This window comes from Sediminibacterium sp. FW305-C-269, assembly GCF_058231045.1.
This window is the reverse complement of the sequence record NZ_JBIQXQ010000002.1, coordinates 600380-622525: the sequence shown is the minus strand read 5'-3', so window position 1 is coordinate 622525 and position 22146 is coordinate 600380. Positions and strand designations below refer to the sequence as shown.

At 48.5% G+C, this 22146-nt stretch carries 22 protein-coding genes; 9 read left to right on the top strand and 13 right to left on the bottom strand.

The annotated features are described in order from the left end of the window. The first annotated feature begins 7 nt into the window (after positions 1 to 7). Genes ggt through ACH3Y6_RS08050 form a run of 3 tightly spaced genes read left to right on the top strand, consistent with a single transcriptional unit; the run spans position 8 to position 3001 of the window. Positions 8 to 1735, top strand: a complete 1728-nt coding sequence (gene ggt, locus ACH3Y6_RS08060; protein WP_490835086.1) for a gamma-glutamyltransferase — start codon at positions 8 to 10, stop codon at positions 1733 to 1735. Positions 1736 to 1749: 14 nt separating this feature from the next. Then, positions 1750 to 2292 carry a DUF1572 family protein gene (locus tag ACH3Y6_RS08055; RefSeq protein ID WP_490835085.1) on the top strand — a complete coding sequence of 181 codons (543 nt, stop codon included), beginning with the start codon at positions 1750 to 1752 and terminating at the stop codon, positions 2290 to 2292. 46 nt (positions 2293 to 2338) lie between these two features. After that, complete coding sequence (locus ACH3Y6_RS08050; protein ID WP_490835084.1) at positions 2339 to 3001, top strand: HAD family hydrolase; 663 nt, start codon at positions 2339 to 2341, stop codon at positions 2999 to 3001. A 3-nt stretch (positions 3002 to 3004) separates the two neighbouring features. Here ACH3Y6_RS08050 and rfbD read toward each other — a convergent pair whose 3' ends face one another. Genes rfbD through ACH3Y6_RS08030 form a run of 4 tightly spaced genes read right to left on the bottom strand, consistent with a single transcriptional unit; the run spans position 3005 to position 7315 of the window. Next, the gene (gene rfbD / locus ACH3Y6_RS08045; protein ID WP_490835083.1) at positions 3005 to 3874 is read right to left on the bottom strand and encodes a dTDP-4-dehydrorhamnose reductase; all 870 of its coding nucleotides are present in this window, start codon (positions 3872 to 3874) and stop codon (positions 3005 to 3007) included. 9 nt (positions 3875 to 3883) lie between these two features. After that, on the bottom strand, positions 3884 to 4870 hold the full coding sequence (locus ACH3Y6_RS08040; RefSeq protein ID WP_490835082.1) for a UDP-glucuronic acid decarboxylase family protein: 987 nt from the start codon (positions 4868 to 4870) through the stop codon (positions 3884 to 3886). 1 nt (position 4871) lies between these two features. Further along, positions 4872 to 6182 (bottom strand): UDP-glucose dehydrogenase family protein, encoded by a 1311-nt coding sequence (locus ACH3Y6_RS08035; protein ID WP_490835081.1) that lies wholly within the window; start codon positions 6180 to 6182, stop codon positions 4872 to 4874. A 2-nt stretch (positions 6183 to 6184) separates the two neighbouring features. Then, positions 6185 to 7315 carry a DegT/DnrJ/EryC1/StrS family aminotransferase gene (locus ACH3Y6_RS08030; RefSeq protein WP_490835080.1) on the bottom strand — a complete coding sequence of 377 codons (1131 nt, stop codon included), beginning with the start codon at positions 7313 to 7315 and terminating at the stop codon, positions 6185 to 6187. A 123-nt stretch (positions 7316 to 7438) separates the two neighbouring features. Between ACH3Y6_RS08030 and ACH3Y6_RS08025 the strand changes: the two genes are divergently transcribed. Continuing rightward, the gene (locus ACH3Y6_RS08025) at positions 7439 to 8704 is read left to right on the top strand and encodes a 3-deoxy-D-manno-octulosonic acid transferase (protein WP_490835079.1); all 1266 of its coding nucleotides are present in this window, start codon (positions 7439 to 7441) and stop codon (positions 8702 to 8704) included. On the opposite strand, the gene ACH3Y6_RS08020 is transcribed toward ACH3Y6_RS08025, so the two are convergent. Continuing rightward, entirely contained in the window at positions 8677 to 9330 is a 654-nt protein-coding gene (locus tag ACH3Y6_RS08020) for a DUF8457 domain-containing protein (protein ID WP_490835078.1), read from the bottom strand. The two genes, ACH3Y6_RS08025 and ACH3Y6_RS08020, sit on opposite strands and share 28 nt — an antisense overlap. 80 nt (positions 9331 to 9410) lie before the next feature. Here ACH3Y6_RS08020 and ACH3Y6_RS08015 point away from each other — a divergent pair, with 80 nt between their 5' ends. Next, on the top strand, positions 9411 to 9977 hold the full coding sequence (locus ACH3Y6_RS08015; protein ID WP_490835077.1) for a thymidine kinase: 567 nt from the start codon (positions 9411 to 9413) through the stop codon (positions 9975 to 9977). Continuing rightward, on the top strand, positions 9967 to 10626 hold the full coding sequence (locus ACH3Y6_RS08010; protein ID WP_490835076.1) for a heme exporter protein CcmB: 660 nt from the start codon (positions 9967 to 9969) through the stop codon (positions 10624 to 10626). The genes ACH3Y6_RS08015 and ACH3Y6_RS08010 overlap by 11 nt, the downstream gene beginning before the upstream one ends. On the opposite strand, the gene ACH3Y6_RS08005 is transcribed toward ACH3Y6_RS08010, so the two are convergent. Next, positions 10623 to 11393 (bottom strand): AMP nucleosidase, encoded by a 771-nt coding sequence (locus ACH3Y6_RS08005; RefSeq protein ID WP_490835075.1) that lies wholly within the window; start codon positions 11391 to 11393, stop codon positions 10623 to 10625. The genes ACH3Y6_RS08010 and ACH3Y6_RS08005 overlap by 4 nt on opposite strands. Before the next feature lie 87 nt (positions 11394 to 11480). Here ACH3Y6_RS08005 and ACH3Y6_RS08000 point away from each other — a divergent pair, with 87 nt between their 5' ends. Further along, positions 11481 to 11915 (top strand): type I restriction enzyme HsdR N-terminal domain-containing protein, encoded by a 435-nt coding sequence (locus ACH3Y6_RS08000; RefSeq protein ID WP_490835074.1) that lies wholly within the window; start codon positions 11481 to 11483, stop codon positions 11913 to 11915. A 144-nt stretch (positions 11916 to 12059) separates the two neighbouring features. Here the strand turns inward: ACH3Y6_RS08000 and ACH3Y6_RS07995 are convergent, their stop codons facing one another. From ACH3Y6_RS07995 to ccsA, 3 genes are all read right to left on the bottom strand, one after another. Then, positions 12060 to 13481: a Glu/Leu/Phe/Val family dehydrogenase gene (locus ACH3Y6_RS07995; RefSeq protein ID WP_490835073.1), complete on the bottom strand. Its 1422-nt coding sequence runs from the start codon at positions 13479 to 13481 to the stop codon at positions 12060 to 12062. A gap of 121 nt (positions 13482 to 13602) precedes the next feature. Continuing rightward, positions 13603 to 13824, bottom strand: coding sequence for a CcmD family protein (locus tag ACH3Y6_RS07990; protein ID WP_490835072.1), 222 nt, complete (start codon positions 13822 to 13824; stop codon positions 13603 to 13605). Continuing rightward, positions 13821 to 14501, bottom strand: coding sequence for a cytochrome c biogenesis protein CcsA (gene ccsA / locus ACH3Y6_RS07985; RefSeq protein ID WP_490835071.1), 681 nt, complete (start codon positions 14499 to 14501; stop codon positions 13821 to 13823). The genes ACH3Y6_RS07990 and ccsA overlap by 4 nt, the downstream gene beginning before the upstream one ends. Before the next feature lie 179 nt (positions 14502 to 14680). Here ccsA and ACH3Y6_RS07980 point away from each other — a divergent pair, with 179 nt between their 5' ends. Both ACH3Y6_RS07980 and queA read left to right on the top strand, forming a co-directional pair. Next, positions 14681 to 16408, top strand: coding sequence for an ABC transporter ATP-binding protein (locus ACH3Y6_RS07980; protein WP_490835070.1), 1728 nt, complete (start codon positions 14681 to 14683; stop codon positions 16406 to 16408). Between the two features lie 171 nt (positions 16409 to 16579). Continuing rightward, entirely contained in the window at positions 16580 to 17629 is a 1050-nt protein-coding gene (gene queA / locus ACH3Y6_RS07975; protein WP_490835069.1) for a tRNA preQ1(34) S-adenosylmethionine ribosyltransferase-isomerase QueA, read from the top strand. 95 nt (positions 17630 to 17724) lie between these two features. Here the strand turns inward: queA and ACH3Y6_RS07970 are convergent, their stop codons facing one another. The 4 genes from ACH3Y6_RS07970 to ACH3Y6_RS07955 all read right to left on the bottom strand — a co-directional run bounded on the left by ACH3Y6_RS07970 (position 17725) and on the right by ACH3Y6_RS07955 (position 22052). Next, positions 17725 to 18963 (bottom strand): carboxypeptidase-like regulatory domain-containing protein, encoded by a 1239-nt coding sequence (locus tag ACH3Y6_RS07970; RefSeq protein ID WP_490835068.1) that lies wholly within the window; start codon positions 18961 to 18963, stop codon positions 17725 to 17727. Between the two features lie 91 nt (positions 18964 to 19054). Beyond that, positions 19055 to 19501: a hypothetical protein gene (locus tag ACH3Y6_RS07965; RefSeq protein WP_490835067.1), complete on the bottom strand. Its 447-nt coding sequence runs from the start codon at positions 19499 to 19501 to the stop codon at positions 19055 to 19057. A gap of 7 nt (positions 19502 to 19508) precedes the next feature. After that, positions 19509 to 20828, bottom strand: coding sequence for an aspartate kinase (locus ACH3Y6_RS07960; protein WP_490835066.1), 1320 nt, complete (start codon positions 20826 to 20828; stop codon positions 19509 to 19511). Between the two features lie 156 nt (positions 20829 to 20984). Next, positions 20985 to 22052, bottom strand: coding sequence for an Ldh family oxidoreductase (locus ACH3Y6_RS07955; protein WP_490835065.1), 1068 nt, complete (start codon positions 22050 to 22052; stop codon positions 20985 to 20987). Between the last annotated feature and the right edge of the window lie 94 nt (positions 22053 to 22146).

The following is a 22146-nucleotide window of genomic DNA, read 5'->3' as shown; positions in this document are numbered from 1 at the left end:
TTCTGCCATGAGAAAAGCAATCATCTGTATACTGGCATTGGGAAGCCAGTTTTCCCTGGATGCACAGTCCGTCCGCTCCATCGTAGGTCCCGGCAAAGCCATTAATCCCTATCAATACCATATCGTCAAGAAGAATGATTTCAGCAAAGCGGCTGTCAGCAGTGCCCACCCACTAGCCAGCCTGGTTGGTGCAGCTATGATGAAGAAGGGAGGAAATGCCTTTGATGCGGCCATTGCCACACAGCTGGCGCTGGCCGTGGTATACCCGGGCGCGGGCAATATTGGTGGCGGAGGATTTTTGCTGGGCAGGAAAAACAATGGCGAACTGATCGGTATCGACTACCGCGAAGCGGCCCCTGAAAAAGCTCACCGCGATATGTACCTGGATAAAAACGGGAATGTACAATTGAACTTATCGCAAAGCGGCCACCTGGCTTCAGGTATTCCCGGAACCATTGCCGGATTGTTTGCTACTATGCCTTATGCCAAACTTCCTTTCAGAGAGCTGATACAGCCTGCGATAGACCTGGCTGAAAAAGGATTCTCCATCACCGAAAGGGAAGCCAGCAGCCTGAACAGCACCCGCGAAAGTTTTCTCAAATTCAGCACCCGACCCACTGCTTTCGTAAAAGAAAGCAAATGGAAAGCAGGTGACACACTGGTGCAGAAAGAACTGGCCGCCACATTACGCAGGGTGCAGAAGGATGGGGTTGCCGGGTTTTATACCGGGGAGACCGCCAAACTGATCGTAGAAGAGATGCAGCGTGGCAATGGCATCATCACACTGGATGACCTGAAAAACTATACGGCCAAACTGCGCAATCCTCTGGAATTCACTTACCGTGGTCACGAGATCATCAGTTTCGCCCCACCCAGCAGTGGCGGTATCCTGATTGCACAGATGCTGAAAATGATCGAGAAATTTCCCGTAGGCAGCTATGGTTTTCAAACGGCGAAATCAGTGCAACTGATGGTAGAAGCTGAACGCCGCGCTTATGCTGACCGTGCGGAATTTATGGGAGACCCTGATTTTTACAATGTCCCCGTAAAGACCTTGACCAGCGAAGAATATGCCCAGCAACGCATGAGCGATTATACTCCTGATAAAGCAGGCAGCAGCTCCACAGTAAAAGCGGGACAGATTAAGGAAAGCGAACAGACCACTCACCTGAGCGTGATGGATGCAGCCGGTAATATGGTGGCGGTCACCACAACCTTAAATGGCGGTTATGGCAGCAGAACGGTGGTAGGCGGTGCCGGATTCCTGCTGAATAATGAAATGGATGATTTCAGCGTGAAACCCGGGGTTCCCAACATGTATGGTGCGGTGGGCGGTGAAGCCAATGCCATTGTTCCCGGGAAAAGAATGTTAAGCTCCATGACTCCTACCCTGTTACTGAAAAATAACAAACCCTTCGTAGTTGTAGGAACCCCTGGAGGAACCACCATCCCCACTTCGGTCTACCAGGCCATTGTGAACCTGGTAGATTTTAACATGAATGCGGATGATGCCATCAATAAACCCAAATTCCACCACCAATGGCTACCGGATGAAGTGATGATCGAAAAGGATTTCAATGCCGAGACCAAAAAACAATTGCAGTCAATGGGTTATAAGGTAACAGAACGAGGCGCCATCGGCCGAACCGAAGCCATCCGCGTTTTGAGCAATGGTAAAAAAGAAACCGTTGCGGATAAGAGAGGAGACGATTCTGTGGCGGGTTTTGCACCCTGATAAAACAACCTATCATGTCATTTGAAGCAGGATTTCTGAAAGACGCCATCAAGCGGTTCAGGTATTACAAGGAATTGGGAGATAAAACATTCGACCAGTTAACGGAGGCCGATATGTTCTTTCAACCCTCCGGTGAAAGCAATAGTATTGCCGTCATCATACAACACTTGTACGGCAACATGCTGAGCCGCTGGACCAACCTGTTGACCGAAGATGGTGAAAAGGAATGGCGCAGGCGTGATGCGGAATTTGAGGTAGCACCCTGCAGTAAACAGGATCTGCTTTCTTTCTGGGAAGAGGGCTGGAAATGCCTTTTCAACAGTTTGGAAAAACTGCAACCGGAAGACCTGACAAAAACCATCACCATAAGAACGGAACCCTTATCGGTATATGATGCCATACTACGGCAGCTAGCCCACTACCCTTATCATGTTGGACAGATCGTTTATTTGGGAAAAATGATCCGGAACAGCCAGTGGACCTCACTCAGCATCCCCAAAGGAAACAGTGCCCAGTACCTTGATTCTGTCAAAGCCACCCAAAGCCAACAACCCTGACCCAACTTCATTTTTAATTTTGAATTTTTAATTTTCAATTACTCCCATGCCTCCATTTGCCGTTGCCTTCGACCTTGACGGGACACTCATTGATAACAACCAGTTCCACTTCATCACCTGGCAGGAATTTTACCGGAAGAGAAACCGGGAGCTAAGCCTTGAAGAATATAAAACCCACTTCAACGGACGGACCATGACGGATTGTGTGAAATACGTATTTCAGCAACCGGATATGTCCGCAGAAGAGATCGAAAAATATACGAATGAGAAAGAAAGCCTGTACCGGGAGATCTATGCGGCACATATAAAACCCATACCCGGGTTACTGCCATTTCTGGAGTTGCTGCACCAGCAGAATATTCCGATGGTGATTGCTACTTCCGGTATACAGGACAATATAGATTTTCTCTTTGCACATATACATATCCAGCACTATTTCAAAAGGGTAATCAAGGGTAGCGATATCACGCATGGAAAACCACATCCTGAAATGTACCAGCTTGCCGCAAAGGAACTGGGCCTGCCTGCTGAAAAATGCATCGCTTTTGAAGATGCCACAGTGGGCATTGCTTCTGCCGGTGGCGCAGGCATGAAAGTGGTAGCACTCACCACCACACATACCCCAGAAGAACTTGGTAACGCGGATTGGGTTATCAAAGACTATGAAGGAATAAAGATGCAGGACCTGTTACAATTGATCAACCAGTAATGTTTATAATTTGCTGATACATTCAGCAAGACTATCTTTCCAGCTTCTAAGGGATACGCCAAAGTCCCTGACAATCTTTTGCGTATCCATAGCAGAATAGGCAGGCCGTTTGGCCGGTGTCGGATACGCTGTTGTAGGAATCGGCAGCAACTGACAATGCAGGTCCGCGATCTGCTGAATGGCAGTGGCGAAATCGAACCAGGAGATCACACCTTCATTGCTGTAATGGTACACACCATAATGCCGGTTGCCTTTGGCCAGTTCTCCAATCACCTGTAATAACGCCGCAGCCAGGTCTGCAGCATAGGTAGGTGACCCCACCTGGTCACTCACTATTTTCAATTCGCTCCTGTCTTTCATTAAGCGGAGCATCGTTTTTACAAAATTGTTGCCGTGAACACTATACACCCAGGAAGTGCGGATAATGATGGTTTGGGGATTATTGGCCAATGCAAGATGCTCACCTGTTAATTTGGTGTACCCGTAATAATTCACGGGATCTGTAGGATGGTCCGTAGAATAAGGTTCTGTGCCTTTTCCATCAAATACGTAGTCGGTGGAGAGCGTAATAAAAACACAATCTTTCCTGGCACATTCTGCAGCCAGCAGTCCTACTGAAGAGGCGTTGACGGTATAGGCAAAATCCTGCTCGGTCTCTGCCTTATCCACAGCCGTATAGGCAGCACAGTTGATGACATAGTCAGGATGATGTTTTTGGAAGAATGTGTGTATCAGGTCCGGGTCGCTCAGGTCCAGTTCTTCTCTGCCGGTGAACAGGAAATCGTATTCCATCGGCTGCTGGCTGACCAATTGCTGCAATTCCCATCCCAATTGCCCGTTTTTTCCCGTAACAACAACCAGTGGTTTTGCCATAACAGCTATTTATTTTTTCAGTGAAACAAATTCTTTCGGTTGTCTGGACCATTCTTCCTCAGGAAGTGACTTGAAGTATTCATACGTACGCTTCAGTCCCTCGGCCCGGTCGATCACAGGCTCCCATCCCAGTATTTCTCTTGCTTTTGTGATATCCGGCCTGCGTTGTTTCGGATCATCCACCGGTAAAGGTTTGTACACAATTTTTACAGAAGAGCCCGTCAGTTTCAATACTTCCTCTGCAAAATCCTTCAAGGATATTTCGTTGGGATTGCCCACATTCACCGGCATGCTGTAATCACTCATCAATAAACGATAGATCCCTTCCACCAGGTCGTCCACATAACAGAAAGAACGGGTCTGGCTGCCATCTCCGAATACGGTCAGGTCTTCTCCACGTAAAGCCTGCCCTATAAAAGCAGGTAAGGCGCGACCGTCGTTCAGCCGCATCCTGGGGCCATAGGTATTGAATATGCGTATGATCCTTGTCTCCACACCATGAAAGGTATAATAAGCCCGGGTGATGGATTCCATGAAACGTTTGGCTTCATCATACACGCCGCGGGGGCCTACAGGATTTACATTGCCCCAGTATTCTTCCGTTTGCGGATGCACCAGCGGATCGCCATATACTTCACTGGTGGAAGCCACCAGGATACGTGCTTTTTTCTCTTTGGCCAGTCCCAGACAGTTATGCGTACCCAATGCTCCTACTTTCAATGTCTGGATCGGTATTTTCAGGTAATCGATCGGGCTGGCGGGTGATGCAAAATGAAGGATATAATCCAGTTCACCGGACACATGGATGAACTTGGTCACATCATGGTGATAAAACTCAAAATTATCCAGCGGAAACAGGTGTTCGATATTCCGGATATCACCGGTGATCAGGTTATCCATCCCGATGACATGATAACCTTCTTTGATAAAACGATCGCAAAGATGCGAGCCCAGGAAACCGGCAGCACCGGTGATCAGTATTCGTTTCTGTGACATATTATTTGGCACTGGGGCGACCAATACTTTCGTAATGATAACCAAGTTCAGAAATATATTTTACATCAAACAGGTTACGTCCGTCAAAGATCACTTTGTTCTTCAGCGAATGGTTGATCATGTCAAAGTCAGGTGTGCGGAATTCGCTCCACTCCGTGGCAATGATCAATGCATCGGCATCTTTCAACGCGGCATATTGTCCTTCTGCATAAGTCACCTTATCGCCTAATAAAGCCTTTACATTATTCATGGCTTCCGGATCAAATACCGAAAGGGTTGCCCCTTCGGCAAGCAGGGCATCGATCAGGTACAATGCCGGCGCTTCGCGGATATCATCTGTGTTGGGCTTGAAAGAAAGTCCCCACAACGCAAAATGCCTGCCTTTCAGATCTCCTTTGAAACAGGCTTTGATCCGCGGCATCAGATGCAATTTCTGCAGGTCATTAACACGTTCAACAGCTTTCAGTATCTTAAAATCATAATCCGCTTCTTCCGCAGAAGTGATCAGTGCCTGCACATCTTTGGGAAAACAACTTCCCCCGTACCCGATACCCGGGAACAGAAAACGTTTGCCAATACGGTCATCACTGCCGATGCCTCTTCGTACCATATCCACATCCGCTCCCAGTCTTTCACACAATTGTGCGATCTCGTTCATGAAAGAGATCTTGGTAGCCAGGAAGGAATTGGCGGCATATTTGGTGAGTTCGGCAGATTTTTCATCCATAAAGATGACCGGGTTACCCTGACGCACAAAAGGGGCATACAGATCGCTCATCACTTTTCTGGCCCTTTCTGAAACAGTGCCCACTACTACCCTGTCGGGTTTCATGAAATCATCCACAGCAACCCCCTCGCGCAGGAATTCGGGATTACTCACCACATCAAATTCGCCTTTATAATTTGCCGCAATAGCCGCCTGTACCTTTTCCGCAGTACCTACCGGCACTGTACTCTTGTCTACGATCACTTTGTAATCGGTGAGCAGTTTTCCCAGTTCGGTAGCAACGCCCAGCACGTATCGCAGGTCTGCGGCACCACCTTCGCCGGGTGGCGTGGGAAGCGCAAGAAATACGATCTCTGCATCCTTAACACCTTCTGCCAGCTTGGTGGTGAATTTCAACCTGCTCTCTTTCAGGTTACGAAGAAATATTTTTTCAAGCCCCGGCTCATAGATCGTGATCTCGCCCCTGCCCAATTTTTCTACTTTCTGCTGATCTATATCGATGCAGGTTACTTTATTACCCGTTTCTGCGAAACAGGTTCCGGTAACCAGTCCAACATACCCTGTTCCTACCACTGCAATCTTCATGTTTACTGATTTACGTATTTCAATACATGACCAGTTATATAGGCCAGTTGTTCTTCATCCATTTCCGTATGAACCGGCAAAGAGATTACCCGTTCTGTTAACCAATCGGTGGTTTCCATATTCTGCGGTGCCAGTTTAAGCGAACCGAACATTTTCTGCCTGTGTCCGGGAACCGGGTAGTAGATCATGGATGGTATCTTCTGTTCAGCAAGATAGGTGCTTAAGCCATCCCTGTCTACATCATTCAGTACGAGTGTATATTGATGGTACACATGATCGCTATAGGAAGCCACAAACGGCGTAGTGATCTTTTCATTACCGGCAAACGCCTGGTTATAAAAAGCGGCTACCTGTTTTCTTGCCTGGTTATATTCGTCCAGTCGGGTCAGTTTGATACCCAATATGGCCGCCTGTATGGCATCCAGGCGGGAGTTACAGCCCACCAGTTCATGGTAATACCTTTTTTCCTGTCCATGATTGGCAATCATTTTCAGCTTATGTGCCAGGGCATCATCATTGGTGAAAATAGCGCCACCATCTCCAAAAGCGCCCAGGTTCTTACTGGGATAAAATGAAGTGGCCCCGATTGTTCCGATACTTCCTGTTTTGGCAACTTTTCCATCTGCAAAACGGTAATCGCAGCCAATGGCCTGCGCATTGTCTTCTATCACATACAGGTTATACTCTTTGGCGATCGCCATGATCTCTTCCATTGGCGCCGAATGTCCATAGAGGTGAACCGGTACAATGGCTTTGGTCCTGGGTGTGATGGCTTTGCGCAATGCAGCGGGATCCATACAAAAAGTACGTGGATCCACTTCCACAAAAACAGGTTTGAGTTTCAGCAGCGCCACCACTTCCGTAGTAGCAATATAGGTAAACGAAGGGGTGATCACTTCATCGCCGGGTTGCAGGTCAAGGGCCATCATGCCAATCTGCAGCGCATCCGTACCATTGGCGCAGGGAATGGTGTGTGTAACACCTACGTACTGCCCCAGGGCCGCCGCAAAATCCTGAACCGGTTTTCCACCAATGTATACCGCACTATCCAGCACTGCCTGAATAGCCGCATCCACTTCGGGCTTTATTTTCAGGTACTGGGTCTTTGTATCCACCATTTGTATTGGCCGCATAGTTCTTTGAATTTAGCAGCGGCAAAATTACTGCAAAAGGCTCATATACCGCCGAATCCTCATATAAAAGCACCCGGTCATACAAGCTGTTTTATTTGTTTCTTTGCAGTATAACCTTTGCTGATGCTGATCTACCGTTTATTCGTATGGCTGTATCCCCTTATTGCCCGTATCATTGGTCTCGGCAATGCCAAAGCCCGGTTATGGGTCTCCGGCAGGAAAAAATTGTTCGAAAAGCTGAGTTCCGCATTTTATAAGAACCCCCACCCGGTGATCTGGATCCATTGTTCTTCACTGGGCGAGTTCGAACAGGGACTGCCCGTATTGGAGGGAATAAAAACATCCTATCCAGGTCATAAGATACTGCTCACATTTTTTTCGCCTTCGGGTTATGAGATCCGGAAGAACTACCAGGGAGCAGACCATATTTTTTACCTGCCGATGGATTCTCCCAAAAATGCAGACCGTTTCCTGGATATCGTTCAACCTTCACTGGTGGTCTTTATCAAATATGAATTCTGGTATTATTACCTGAAAGAGATCCGCGACAGGGAAATACCGCTGCTGCTGGTATCAGGCATCTTTCGTGAGGAACAGCCTTTTTTCAAGTGGTATGGCTACCTGCACCGAAAAATGCTGGCTGCCTTTACCTGTCTGCTGGTGCAGAACGCCGCTTCAGCCAGTCTGTTGAACGCAATTGGTCTGCAGGAGAAAGTGCTGATCAGTGGTGATACACGTTTTGATCGTGTCATCACCATCAGGAACAGGTTTGAGGCAATCCCACTGATCGGGCAGTTCTGCGAGGGGCACCCTACTATTGTGGCAGGCAGCACCTGGACAGAAGACGACGAGGAACTGGATCATTTTGCCAATACCCATCCCGAAACCCGCTGGATCATTGCACCACATGCCATTGAATCGGAAAGACTGGAAGAATGCCTCCGGCTGTATAAACACGCCATGTTATTCTCAGATTACAGGAATGCCATTGAAAAAGGTAAATTCATCTCAGACAATATCAATGTGCTGATCATTGATAATATGGGTATGCTGAGCCGCTTATACCATTATGCAACGATCGGATATATCGGCGGGGGTTTCGGTGACGATGGCATACACAATATCCTGGAAGCTGCGGTGTACCGGATCCCCGTGATCTTCGGACCGGTTTACGATAAATATGCGGAAGCGGAAGAAATGATTGACTGCGGAGGCGCTTTTGTCATTGAAGATGCGCTGGAGCTGGAAGAACAGTTGCAGCAGTTATTACAACAAAAAGACATATACCACAAAGCGGCATCAGCAGCCGGCGATTATGTACAGTCAAAAGCGGGTGCTACAGAAAAGGTTTTGGGCTATATTCAGGAAAACCGTCTCTTGACCAGTTGATCGAAGATCTTCACTGCTTCACTGTTATCGGGCCAGCTCAGTTTTACTTTCAATTCGCGCTGGATCCAATATTGTGCTTCCGGGTAAATGCTGAAGCTGTTGATGGTTTTCAGGCTCCGTTCATACATATTCTCGTCACCCCTGAACAAATCATTTACAAACAGGAAACGGTCATTGATGCCGATGGCTTTTTTCAGATCACGTATCGGTGCGCCCTGCAATACCGCAGCTACTTCCACTTTTTCTTCTTTCAGCTTCTCATTCAGGCTCTCTTTTGGGGTAGCCAGTAAGGTATTGAATTCAAACAACTGTTTTTTGGGCACTTGCGCTGCTGGGACTTCAACCTGAACAGGCTGCACCTGGTGCGCCAGCGTTGGAATGTCCGTGGGTGTTTCGAACAACCAGTTGGAAACAGGGGCTTCTTTTTCCGGCTCTGGCGCTGTAGTATGGGCATGGGTAGCTACCGAAGGCAACACAACGGAAACCTTGCTTTTCACCGATTGGGCAGACTGGTTGGCCTGTAACTCGGCCAGGAGCATCTGCGCCGTCACCGCCAGTTTGTCGGCATCAGCCTGCTGCTCAAATTGTTCCTTCAGTTTGTTGATCAACGTGCCCACTCTTTCCATCGGATGTAATACATTTGGGGGTTACCAAAACTTGGGATGTCTAAAGTTACAAACGTTTTCCTGTTTAATTTATTTTACGGATGTTTATTGAACCGAATTTATCAGGCGAGAGAAGAGGATGGATCGAAGTGATTTGCGGAAGTATGTTCAGCGGCAAGACCGAAGAACTGATCCGCAGGCTGAAAAGGGCCAAGATCGCCAACCTGAAAGTAGAGATCTTCAAACCTGCCATCGATGTGCGTTACGATGAGACCAATGTGGTCAGTCACGACGCCAATGCCATACAATCTACCCCTATCGACAATTCCCAAACCATCCTGTTGCTGTCCGAAGGCGTAGACGTAGTGGGCATCGATGAGGCCCAATTTTTTGACGATGAGATCTGTAACGTATGTGAGACCCTGGCACTCAGGGGCGTACGCGTCATAGTGGCTGGCCTCGATATGGATTACCTGGGGAAACCCTTTGGCCAGATGCCCTACCTGTTGTCGATTGCCGATTATATCACCAAACTGCACGCCATCTGCATGCAGTGTGGCAATATTGCCAATGTTTCTTACCGCAAAACTGCCCAGGAAGGACAGGTATTGCTCGGCGAAAAAGAAACTTACGAACCCAGATGCCGCAAATGTGCCCATGAAAGCTAACCAACGCATATTGGCATTGATGCAGAAGGATCTGCTGCTGGAAGCCCGTCAGCAATATACCCTGTATGGCATCCTGTTGTACCTGGCTTCTACCATATTTGTGGTGTACCTGTCGATGGACCAGCCCGAAGAGAAAGTATGGAACGGACTGTTCTGGGTGATCCAGCTGTTTGTGTGCATCAATGCCGTGGCCAAAAGTTTTCTTCAGGAGAACCGGGGGCGTATGCTCTATTTCTACTCCATAGCAGGTGCCAGGGATTTTGTACTGTCCAAACTCCTGTTCAACGCATTGCTGATGATCGTGATGAGCCTGCTGAGTCTGGGCGTATTTACGGTGTTATTGGGCAATCCACTGGAGAATGGACTCACATTTTTATTCATCACCTGCCTGGGCGGCGTAAGCCTGAGCCTGGTATTTACTTTTCTGGCAGCTATTGCCGCCAAAGCACAGCAACAGGCGGCATTGATGGCGATCATGGGTTTCCCCATCATCATTCCCCAGTTGCTTTTGTTGATGAAGATCTCTTCTACCGCTTTTGCCTCTGTAATCCAGGGAGGCTGGTGGCAAATGGTGGGATTGCTGGCCGGGCTCGACCTGATGGTCATTGCCCTGGCCGTGATACTTTTCCCTTTTCTCTGGAGAGATTAGAAACGCAGGTGCCTTACGGTCAACCCGTTGTTGATCAGCTGCTTCAATGAATCGATACCAATCTTCAAGTGGTTCTCTACGAACTGCGAAGTAACTTTCTGATCGCTGGCTTCCGTTTTTACCCCTTCCGGCACCATGGGCTGGTCGCTCACCAATAACAGGGCCCCGGTGGGGATCTTATTGTAGAACCCTACCGTAAAGATGGTAGCGGTTTCCATATCAATGGCATAAGCCCTTAACTTGGTAAGATAGTCTTTAAATTCCTCATCATGCTCCCATACCCTTCGGTTGGTGGTGTATACGGTACCGGTCCAGTAATCCACCTGGTAATCACGTATGGTGGTGGAGATAGCTTTCTGCAGGGCAAATGCCGGCATGGCCGGAACTTCCGGCGGGAAATAGTCGTTGGAAGTACCCTCTCCCCTGATGGCAGCAATGGGCAATATCAGGTCTCCGATCTTATTACGTTTCTTTAGTCCCCCGCATTTACCCAGGAACAATACTGCTTCCGGCTGTATGGCGGTGAGCAGGTCCATCACGGTGGCTGCACCCGGACTGCCCATCCCGAAGTTGATGATGGTAATACCGTTGGCTGTGGCACATTGCATGGGTCTGCCCGCACCTACCACTTCTACCTTATTCCACTCAGCAAACATGGTAACATAATTGCTGAAATTGGTGAGCAACACATACTTTCCAAAATTCTCCAACTGCTCGCCCGTATACCTGGGCAGCCAGTTATTGACGATCTCTTCTTTTGTTTTCATAATCCCTACTTTTAACAGATACCCAATGGTATCTTTGAACAAGATAATTGGCTAAAATACAGAATTTCGCTGCTTTAAACAAACCGCATGCTCTCTATCAGGTACCCGAAACACGAATTCCGCTTTAAACAGGAAGCTGATAAGGAGTGGATATTCGACGAATTCAGGAAACAATGGGTACGCCTGACGCCCGAAGAATGGGTACGGCAGAACATGCTGCAATACCTGGCTAAGACCCTTCAATATCCCGCATCGCTCATAGCTGTAGAAAAAGAGATCATATTGGGAGAACTCAAAAAACGATTCGACATCCTGGTATACCGCAATGCAACGCCGTGGATGATCATCGAGTGCAAGGAAATGAATGTCCCCCTAAGCGAAGCCGTGCTCAAACAGGTCCTTAATTACAATATCAGTATCCAGGCCAGTTACCTCATCATCACCAACGGAACCGATACAGCGGGTTTTGCATTGAACCATGGCAAAGCGGAACCCCTCACCCACTTCCCTGAATTCTCCTGAACAGACGGTTCGCAGATTTCGGATAACAACTTTATTTCCCGAACATAAAAAGCCGCTGCATCTGCAACGGCTTTTCCAGTGATCAGAACCCATCAGAAGGAAGATTCATCATTCTTCTGTTCCCTGATCGATATTCATCTGTTCTTATGGGAAGATACCCAGTTCAGCATAAGTGGTACCTACTTTATTGATGGCACATACATATGCTGCGGTGCGCATATCCGGAATATCAGGGTTGCTTTTCCAGATATCCATGATCTCGCGGGTAGCACCGATCATGGTCTCTTCCAGACCACTATGTACCAGATCAATCTCATCTGCGCCATGCATGATCAGGTTACGCTCTTGGGAGTCCACTTTTTTGGCAGTCAGGTTTTCCATCTGTTCCAATATCCTGCCATTCATGTTCTCGGTGAATCGCTTTTCCATCCTTCCGTAACGGACATGGCTCAGGTTCTTTAACCATTCAAAATAAGATACGGTTACACCACCCGCATTCAGATACATATCAGGCACAACCAGGATACCCTTTTTAACAAACACTTCATCTGCCTCGGGGGTCAACGGACCGTTTGCTGCCTCACCAATTATTTTGGCTTTCACCCTCTCTGCATTGCTGCTGTTGATTACGTTCTCCAGGGCTGCAGGGATCAGTACATCACATTCCAGTTCCAATGCATCGCCACTCTTTTCCAGGTTGGTGGCACCGGGGAAATTCAGGATGGAACCCGTTGCTTTCCTATGTTGGAACACTTCTTCTTCATTCAGACCATCTGCTTTGAAAATCGCACCTTCGTATTCAGCGATGGCCACCACTTTGGCTCCATGCTCGCGGAAGAATTTGGCACAGTGGTAACCCACATTACCCAGTCCCTGCACGATCACTCTTTTGTCTTCCACACCTACGGTCATTCCCAGTTTCTGCATCACATCGGGCATATTCAACACTTCGCGGATACCATAAAACACACCCAGGCCGGTAGCTTCCTTACGTCCGCGTACACCGCCCTGTGTGATCGGTTTACCGGTAACACAACCGGCAGCGTCGATCTCACCGGGTTTCAGTGACTGATAAGTATCTACGATCCAGGCCATTTCTCTTTCGCCGGTTCCGTAATCGGGTGCAGGTACATCAATACCTGGTCCGATAAAGTTCTTCTTCACCAGTTCACTGGTATAACGGCGGGTGATCTTTTCCAGCTCATACACGCTGTGTTTTCTCGGATTGATCTTGATGCCGCCTTTGGCTCCACCAAACGGCACATTCACAATGGCACATTTGTAGGTCATCAGTGAGGCCAGTGCCATCACTTCATCCTGGTTCACTTCTTCGCTGAAGCGGATACCACCTTTACAAGGCGATTTGTGCTGCGAGTGCTGCACACGGTACGCCTCAATCACTTCAATACTTCCATCATCCATCTTAACTGGGAAACGCATGCTGTATACACTGTTACAGGCTTTGATCTGTTCCAGTAATCCCTTCTCCCACTTGGTAAACTTGGTAGCTTTATCAAAGCTTTTCTCAACGCTTTGAAAGAAGCTATACGCTTGTTGACTTGACATGAGTAATCGTTTTAGTTTAAACTTTATATGTATTGCGGTTGCCCGCCTGTAGACTTGTTGCGTGAGTGGTGAGTGGTGAGTAAGGACAAGTACTCACTACTCACTACTTACTACTCACCACTCACGAATTCTTCTCCAGCCTGGTGATCTTCCGGTCAAGGCTGAACACGTAGGCAAACAATCCCAGTAATATGGTCACCACAACGGCCACCACCACATAAATTCTTCCGTTACTGCGCATCAGTCCTGCATTGTCTGCTGTAGCCACCACTTCCTGTGCCTGCACTGCCGTATTCATTGCGAGTAACAGTAACAGCGCCATCATTTTTACCAGTTTATTCATTGGTTCAATCTTTTATGGTTAATCATTTGCACTCGGATACGTAAGGTGGTGATCCATACACTCAATAATGTCCAGCCAATAAAAGCCGGGTACATAACACTGCGCATCGAATTGCTGGTATCTTTCGGGTTGAGACCCGGGTTACCTTCACTGCCCAATCCGCCCGGATGCAGGCTTTCCGCCAGTCTTGGCAGGATCCAGATGGTTGGAAACAACATGAAAAAAGCGAAAATATTGTATACCGATCCGATCCTTGCCTGCTTCTCCTCATCCTGCAGACTTCCTTTCAAAACAAAATACGCGAAGTAGATGAGCAGGGCAATGGCGGTTCCATTCTGTTTGGCATCGCCGCTCCAGGCTTTACCCCATTGATAGTTGGCCCAGATCATACCGGTTACCAGACCCAGGATACCCAATACAGTACCGGTACGGGCATATTCAGTTGAATAGATCTCGTCTGTTGCCCGCTGGTAACGCAGGTAACGGATGGCATATACCACGGAAACGGTGAAACATACCATCATCGCGATCCACATAGGGACATGGAAAAACAGGTTGCGGATGGTTTCTTTCAGCGGAACACCGGGAGGAGAAGGCACTTCAACCAGGAAGCCGTAAGAGCAGGTATATAACAGTAAAACAAAACTTGCTATTTTCCACCAGGATTTTCGAATCATGAGCTGATTTTTACTGAAAGCCTTTCACAATTTTCAAAACTAACAATTGTGAGCGCAAAAATAGGTGAAAGGGCGTCAATAATGGTAGTGTTTGTGTAAAAAATACCTAATGATTTGTGAATTACGGATCGGTGATTTTTGATGCTCCGGATTACAGAATTTCGAAGTTATCTTTACCCATGTCTCTGCCCTTGTTACACATCAAAAACCTGAGCATCCATTTTGTCACAGATGGTGCTCGCACACAAGCATTAAAGAATATCAACATATCTGTTTCACGTGGCGAACTGCTTGCCATTGTAGGCGAATCAGGTTCGGGTAAATCCGTGACCTCTTTATCCATTCTGCAGCTGTTACCAACGCCTCCAGCCGAATATGTTTCGGGAGAGATCCTGCTGAACTGCGATGAGAACACCATTGACCTGCTTCAGTTACCACGCGAGCAGTTATCCGCCATACGCGGCAACCGTGTGGCCATGATCTTCCAGGAACCCATGACCTCGCTGAACCCCGTGCTTACCTGTGGGTTTCAGGTGCGGGAAGCCATCCTGCAACACAAAGTGATCAGTACTGAGGAAGCTACCCGCCAGACCATCGCCCTGTTCGAAAAAGTGCAACTGCCCGATCCTGCAGGTATGTACCACCGTTATCCGCACCAGTTAAGCGGCGGACAAAAACAACGCGTCATGATTGCCATGGCCATGAGTTGCGAACCCGACCTGCTGATCTGTGATGAACCTACCACGGCACTGGACGTGACCGTACAAAAGAATATCCTGCAACTGATCCGTGAACTGCAGCTGCAGAACCAGATGGGCGTGATCTTCATTACGCATGATCTGGGTGTGGTGGCCGATATTGCTGATCGGGTAGCCGTCATGTACAAAGGCGTGATCGTAGAACAGGATATGGCCGATACCATTTTCAAATATCCCAAACACCCTTATACCAAGGCCCTGCTCGCCTGTCGCCCCATGCTACACCCCAAAGGCGAGCGTTTGCCGGTGGTCAGCGATTTCATGGAAGTGGATGCCGAAGGCAATATCCAGGAAAAAAACGGTGCGAAGGTAACAGCGCAGGAACCGATAACACCCCCCTCTCCACAAACTGCCACCACATCACTGCTTGCTGTACAAAACCTCAAAGTCTGGTTCCCCGCAAAAAAAACATTCCTGGGAAAAACAACTGCCTACACCAAAGCTGTTGACGATGTGAGTTTTGACCTCTACGAAGGTGAAACACTTGGCCTGGTAGGCGAATCAGGTTGTGGCAAAAGCACTTTGGGAAGGGCCCTGCTCAGGCTGATCGATGTCACAGAAGGATCCATCCACTATAAGAACACCGACCTGCTCACAGCCAGCAGCTCGCAGCTCAAAGCCCTGCGCAAGGATATGCAGATCATTTTCCAGGATCCTTATTCCTCACTCAATCCCCGTATCAGCATCGGTGAAGCCATTGCGGAACCTTTGCTGGTACATGGTCTGCTTACCAATGGCCGGCAGCGGAAAGAGAAAGTGCTGGACCTGCTGGAAAAAGTAAATCTTCGCCCGGAACATTATCACCGTTACCCGCATGAATTCAGTGGTGGCCAGCGGCAGCGGATCGTGATCGCAAGGGCACTGGCATTACAGCCCTCTTTTATCATCTGCGATGAAAGCGTTTCCGCACTGGACGTAAGCGTGCAGGCACAGGTGCTGAACCTGCTGAACGACCTGAAACAGGAATTCGGGTTCACAGCCATTTTCATTTCGCATGACCTGTCCGTGGTACGTTATATCAGCGACAGGATCCTGGTGATGAATAAGGGAAAGATTGAAGAAATGGGCCTGGCTGAACAGGTGTACAATTCTCCACAAAGCACTTATACACAAAGGCTTATATCTTCCATTCCGGGTATCGGTCGATAAGATATGCACAGATCGAGAACCGGAATTTGGCACAAATTGGCATATTCCTTATCTTATGTTACCTTTGCAAACTTCTGAAATTCATGCCGTAACATGAAGTGAGTGCCCCCTGCCAAGCCCGGCGGGACAACAAACTGATTGTGGCTATCATCTTAAAACAGGATTAGACACATGAAATTATCGCAATTCAAGTTTGACCTTCCCCTGAACCTGATCGCACAGAACCCGACCAAAAAAAGAGAAGACAGCCGTATGATGGTTGTTGACCGTAAGAGCGGGCATATGGAGAACAGGCATTTCCGCGACATCTTAGAGTATTTCGACGACAAGGATGTATTTGTAGTAAACAACACCAAGGTATTCCCTGCCAGGATGTATGGCCGCAAGGAGAAGACCGGCGCCAAGATCGAAGTGTTCCTGCTTCGTGAACTGAATAAACCCAACCGTTTGTGGGATGTGATTGTTGATCCCGCAAGAAAGATACGTGTAGGCAACAAACTGTATTTCGGCGAGAATGAAGAGCTGGTTGCCGAAGTGATCGACAATACTACCAGTCGTGGCCGTACCATCCGTTTCCTGTGGGACGACGATGACGAGAGCTTCAAAAAAATGCTGGAACACCTGGGAGAAACCCCGCTGCCCAAATACATCAAGCGCAAGCCGGATGAAGAAGACAAAGAGCGTTACCAGACCGTTTATGCCAAATACGAAGGTGCCGTTGCCGCGCCCACTGCCGGTCTGCACTTCAGCAAGGAACTGATCAAACGTTGTGAAATCCTGGGTATCCGTTTTGCAGAAGTGACCCTGCACACAGGACTGGGCACTTTCCGACCGATTGAAGTAGAGGACCTCAGCAAACACAAGATGGATGCTGAATACTATTCCATCAACGAACAGGCCTGTGCCATTGTGAACAAAGCCAAAGAAACCGGCCACCGCATCTGCTCTATCGGAACCACTACCATGCGTGCCATGGAAAGCAGTTTCACCGCACAGAAATTGCTGAAGCCCAGCGAGGGTTGGACGAATCACTTTATCCACCCGCCTTACAAATTCAATGTGGCGGATAGCCTGGTCACCAATTTCCATTTACCCAAGACCAGCCTGCTGATCATGACCTGTGCTTTTGCGGGTTATGACCTGGCCATGGAAGCCTATAAAAAAGCGATCAAAGACAAATACCGTTTCTTCAGTTATGGTGATGCATTACTGATCATCTGACGATGGAAGGAGTTCAATAAAAAAGGCCGGTATGCATACCGGCCTTTTTTTATGATCGGTGTGATCGGCTCGCAAAGACGCAAAGGCGCGGCTTTTTATTTTTTGGTGGCGGGCCAATATTCATTCGGCAAAAGGTTGGCGATCTTTTCAGACCAGGCCCAATAACCTGAAGTGATCAGGTCGGTACCTTCAAAATAATTACCGGATGCCAATACCATGATGGGGTTCAGACTGGTACGCACCAGCTCAGAGGTAAGCGGGATACTGAAGACCCCACGTGGCAGCATCTTCTGGTATTCAGGCGGGGTTTTCTTTTGCGTGTAAACCACCTGCAGGTAATCGGGGAACTCAAGTCCTACGGTAGCACTATCCAGGGCATAGGCAATACTATCCCCCGTAAGGATTTTGTTGATCAGTACATTCATCGATTCCGGTTCATTCATCACTTTACGGTAATAGGCGGCTGAATCACGGCGGAGGCCAGGTAATTGTCCGTCCACCATCACAGTACCGTTAATGGCTGCATTCACCGCCTGCGTGCGGTAGAGGGCCTTTACGCGTTTCTTCTCTGCATCCGCGATCTTGATCAGCCTGCGTACCTCAAAATGCTGTTCCACCAGTTGATTCCGGTAGAGGCTACGCATAAAGTGCATGACCGATCCAAAATAAGCGTCTTCCCGGTTGGCTGCCCATCGCTTCAGCCGGCCCGAACGTTTACTCTCCATCTCTTCGAACAGGGGATATCCCTGGTACAGGAAGATCCGGCTACCAAAATCGTATTCAAAACGGGTAAGGTCATATTTGAGCACATACCCCAGTGCATGGTTCTCTATCACCAGCCTGTCGGTGGCAATCACTTCCAGTTTGTTCTTCTTTTTGCTGAATCGGAATTTGATCACATCCCTGTTCAGCAGTTTGCAATCACGGGCAAAAGCCGATGTACCGATAAAATTCTCCAGGAAAAAATTACCCCATCGTTCCCAGCCATTTTTATCAAAAGGCTCAACGATCACTTCCTGCAATTCATTCACTTTGGGCTGTAATAGTATGGTCAGCTGTTTGGGCAACTGCGCTGAAGAGACCGTGATCACCTGTGTTGTGTACCCCACACAGGACACCACCAGATCATACCTGCCCGCAGGAAAATTACGGATCAGGAAATACCCTTTCTCATCCGTGACCGTTCCGATGGAACTGTTGCTGATATAGACGTTGGCAGATGCCACAGGCTGTCTGTTATCTGCACTCAATACCTGTCCGCCCAGGTCAGCCTGCGCATGCGTTTCCATCCAGGCGAAGCAACCGAGACACAACAACAACCAGCACCGCATCATAACTATAAATTTAGTTATACAATGGTACGGGTTTTTCGGCATAAAAAAACCGCTGAATCGTATCAGCGGTTTTGAAAAATTATCTTTTGGCTTAGCGGAACAGGTTAGCCCCATCCTCTTTCAGCTGCAGGTAACGGTTACGTCCAAAGCTAAGATAATATAGGTAATACAAGAGGAAGGGCACCAATACCGCCAGTTGCAGGTAGGTGAACTCTTCCGGAACTTTCAGCTGCAGGTATTTGATCACCGGGCCCGAAAGCAGCACCAATATCATAAGGGTTGTGAACAGGCTGTAATATTTCATACCGGAGCCTACCTGCACAAAACGGGTCTCCCCTTCCTGCACCGTCAGTTCCAACTCGGTACTGCTGCACCAGTCGATCTTGCACTGGAGTTTGTGTGTGCCAGGTTCCACCGGGAAGGCTTCAGAACCGCCATCGGCGATGGTTCCGGCTTCTTTCCCATCGATCCATACCTTGAAACCCCGTGCACGGTTTCGCCATTCATTCTTCCGGTTGAGGATGATCCTGGTTGCCATAAGCAAATTATAGACCGAACAATCCCTTGTTCAGCAATTGTAAGGTTTTGGTTTTATAGGTACTGGGAACAAGCAGTGAAATGTTATGCGGGCTGCCACCGTAACTTACCATAGTAACGGGGATCTCGCTTACTGCTGAGAAAAGTTTGTGCAGCACATCATCTGTTTTCGCGATCTCATTACCCACAATGGATACGATGCTCTGCTGTTCTTCCACTTCCACGGTACCAAAGGGTTCCAGTTCGCGAACAATCTGCAGCAGGTAGATATCCGAATCGATGGTCACAGATACCGCCACTTCTGAGGTAGTGATCATATCGATGGAAGTATGGTATTTCTCAAATACCTCAAACACTTTACGCAGGAAACCATAAGCCAGCAACATGCGGCTGCTCTTGATCTTGATGGCGATGATGCCATCTTTTGCCGCTACGGCTTTGACACCCACGCTGCCTGCTTCCTTGGTGATCACGGTTCCGGGTGCATCGGGTTCCATGGTGTTCAACAGCTTCACGGGAACATTCTCCTGCTGTGCGGGCCAGATGCAGGTCGGGTGCAGTATCTTGGCACCGAAATAAGCCAGCTCCGCCGCTTCATCAAAACTCAGTTGTTTGATGGCGATGGTCTTTTCCACGATACGCGGATCATTGTTGTGCATGCCATCGATATCAGTCCAGATCTCACAAACGGTTCCATGTACTGCAGCAGCCACCAGCGATGCCGTGTAATCACTACCACCTCGTTTCAGGTTATCCACTTCGCCTTTTGCATTACGGCAGATATATCCCTGTGTAATAAACAGTTGCTTATCCTTATGCTCCTGCAGCAAATGGGTCAGTTTGGTTCTGATCGCCGGCAGTTGGGGTTCTTCATTCGCATCGATAGACATGAACTCCAGCGCAGGCAACAACAGGTGATCGATACCCTGCTCTTCCAGATAAGCGCTAAAGAGTTTGGTACTCATCAGTTCACCCTGTGCAAGGATATCTTTGTTCAGCGCTTCACTGAATGAGATGCGCAATATGATATTCAGGAATTCAAAATGTTCTGTAACGACCGCATTTGCTTTTGCTCTGGTGTCCTCTTGCTTCAACAGGTCCAGTACAAAACTCCTGTAATGTGCTTCCAGTTTATCGATCTGCTGTTTGGCAAGGGTACGGTCGCTATGCGACAGGCTGGTACTGATCTCTACCAGTGCATTGGTGGTTCCACTCAGTGCACTGAGCACTACAATCTTGGGTTCTGCATCTTTGGTGATGAGCTGCGATACCTGGTGCATACGTTCCGGCTTACCAACACTGGTGCCGCCAAACTTCATTACTTTCATGTGGTTCCTTCGGGATTTTACTTTTAAAAAATGTAATACAAATGTACAGCCTCACAGGAAATGCGGGCGCATGATTTTGTGAACAGCCGTTAGCTTATATTAGGGGGATACCCAAAAAATTCCAGTAACAATGTGCAGGTAACTGCATCCGTTGCACTACCAGGTAAGCGAGAAACGTTTGGCCAGCTGCTCCAGCTCTGTAACCACGCTATCCACCAGGGGTATACCTTCCTTCATCCGGATGGCTTCCATCTCTCTTTCCGGATCACCGGGGATCAATACTTTTTCATGGCCCTCCGCAGGACGTGCCAAACGGAAACGCGCGATCCAGTTATCCATATGCTGTTTGAATTCCTCTGCGGGACGGAACGCATCTACCCGCATGGCGCCAAAGAAATGACCCAATCCCTCACCCGGCATATGCTCCGGCATGGGAACATAGGCAGGAAATGGGGGCGCCCACGGACCATAGGAAGCACCACTCAACACCGCTGAGAAAATATCAACGATACTGCCCAGGGCATACCCTTTGTGACTGCCATGATCACGGTCACTACCCAATGGTAATAACGCCCCTTGTTTCTTTAAGATATTGGCATCGGTAGAAGGATGTCCCTGCTGGTCCTGCACCCAACCCAATGGGGCATCTGCCTGTTTCCTTTGTAATATTTCCAGTTTACCATTGGCAGCGGTGGTCGTAGCAAAATCAGCTACAAAGGGAGGCTGTTCACCTGCCGGAATAGCCACTGCAATCGGATTGGTGCCCAGCATCCGCTCCACCGAAAAAGTGGGCGCCACCAGGGCACTGGCATTGGTCATGGCCATACCGATCATATCCTGTTCCAGCGCCATCATGGCATGGTGGCCGGCAATACCAAAATGATTGCTGTTACGCACGCTTACCCAACCGGTACCCGCAACTTTGGCTTTATCAATAGCCACCTGCATTGCAAAAGGTGCCACTACCAGTCCAAGTCCCGCATCCCCATCCACCACTGCAGTGGAAGGCGTTTCATGAACGATGCGGATAGTCGGGGTCGCATGCACGCGCCCGGCTTCCCACAAACGAACATATCCGCTTAACCTTGCCACACCATGGCTGTCGATGCCACGGATATCGGCAGCGATCAGACCGCGGGTAGCCATAGCGGCATGTTCTTCAGAACAGCCCATGCTTTTGAATACGTCATAAGTGAACCGGTATAAACGATCGTAGGAATACATACAGTGGAACTAAACTTTTCAAAATAAAAGGGTTCAGACAACCCCATCGGTTGCCGAAGATACATTCTTTACCACTAACTGCTGCCTGCAGCAG

Coding starts and splice junctions, on each gene's coding strand:
- ACH3Y6_RS07990 (WP_490835072.1), bottom strand. CDS start 13,824: ATGAATAAACTGGTAAAAATGATGGCGCTGTTACTGTTACTCGCAATG.
- ACH3Y6_RS08035 (WP_490835081.1), bottom strand. CDS start 6,182: ATGAAGATTGCAGTGGTAGGAACAGGGTATGTTGGACTGGTTACCGGA.
- ACH3Y6_RS08040 (WP_490835082.1), bottom strand. CDS start 4,870: ATGTCACAGAAACGAATACTGATCACCGGTGCTGCCGGTTTCCTGGGC.
- ccsA (WP_490835071.1), bottom strand. CDS start 14,501: ATGATTCGAAAATCCTGGTGGAAAATAGCAAGTTTTGTTTTACTGTTA.
- ACH3Y6_RS08030 (WP_490835080.1), bottom strand. CDS start 7,315: ATGCGGCCAATACAAATGGTGGATACAAAGACCCAGTACCTGAAAATA.
- ACH3Y6_RS08010 (WP_490835076.1), top strand. CDS start 9,967: ATGAAAGCTAACCAACGCATATTGGCATTGATGCAGAAGGATCTGCTG.
- ACH3Y6_RS08055 (WP_490835085.1), top strand. CDS start 1,750: ATGTCATTTGAAGCAGGATTTCTGAAAGACGCCATCAAGCGGTTCAGG.
- ACH3Y6_RS08015 (WP_490835077.1), top strand. CDS start 9,411: ATGTTTATTGAACCGAATTTATCAGGCGAGAGAAGAGGATGGATCGAA.
- ACH3Y6_RS07960 (WP_490835066.1), bottom strand. CDS start 20,828: ATGAAAGTAATGAAGTTTGGCGGCACCAGTGTTGGTAAGCCGGAACGT.
- ACH3Y6_RS07965 (WP_490835067.1), bottom strand. CDS start 19,501: ATGGCAACCAGGATCATCCTCAACCGGAAGAATGAATGGCGAAACCGT.
- ACH3Y6_RS08050 (WP_490835084.1), top strand. CDS start 2,339: ATGCCTCCATTTGCCGTTGCCTTCGACCTTGACGGGACACTCATTGAT.
- ACH3Y6_RS07955 (WP_490835065.1), bottom strand. CDS start 22,052: ATGTATTCCTACGATCGTTTATACCGGTTCACTTATGACGTATTCAAA.
- ACH3Y6_RS07980 (WP_490835070.1), top strand. CDS start 14,681: ATGTCTCTGCCCTTGTTACACATCAAAAACCTGAGCATCCATTTTGTC.
- rfbD (WP_490835083.1), bottom strand. CDS start 3,874: ATGGCAAAACCACTGGTTGTTGTTACGGGAAAAAACGGGCAATTGGGA.
- ACH3Y6_RS07995 (WP_490835073.1), bottom strand. CDS start 13,481: ATGTCAAGTCAACAAGCGTATAGCTTCTTTCAAAGCGTTGAGAAAAGC.
- ACH3Y6_RS07970 (WP_490835068.1), bottom strand. CDS start 18,963: ATGATGCGGTGCTGGTTGTTGTTGTGTCTCGGTTGCTTCGCCTGGATG.
- ACH3Y6_RS08020 (WP_490835078.1), bottom strand. CDS start 9,330: ATGGAAAGAGTGGGCACGTTGATCAACAAACTGAAGGAACAATTTGAG.
- queA (WP_490835069.1), top strand. CDS start 16,580: ATGAAATTATCGCAATTCAAGTTTGACCTTCCCCTGAACCTGATCGCA.
- ACH3Y6_RS08000 (WP_490835074.1), top strand. CDS start 11,481: ATGCTCTCTATCAGGTACCCGAAACACGAATTCCGCTTTAAACAGGAA.
- ACH3Y6_RS08025 (WP_490835079.1), top strand. CDS start 7,439: ATGCTGATCTACCGTTTATTCGTATGGCTGTATCCCCTTATTGCCCGT.
- ACH3Y6_RS08005 (WP_490835075.1), bottom strand. CDS start 11,393: ATGAAAACAAAAGAAGAGATCGTCAATAACTGGCTGCCCAGGTATACG.
- ggt (WP_490835086.1), top strand. CDS start 8: ATGAGAAAAGCAATCATCTGTATACTGGCATTGGGAAGCCAGTTTTCC.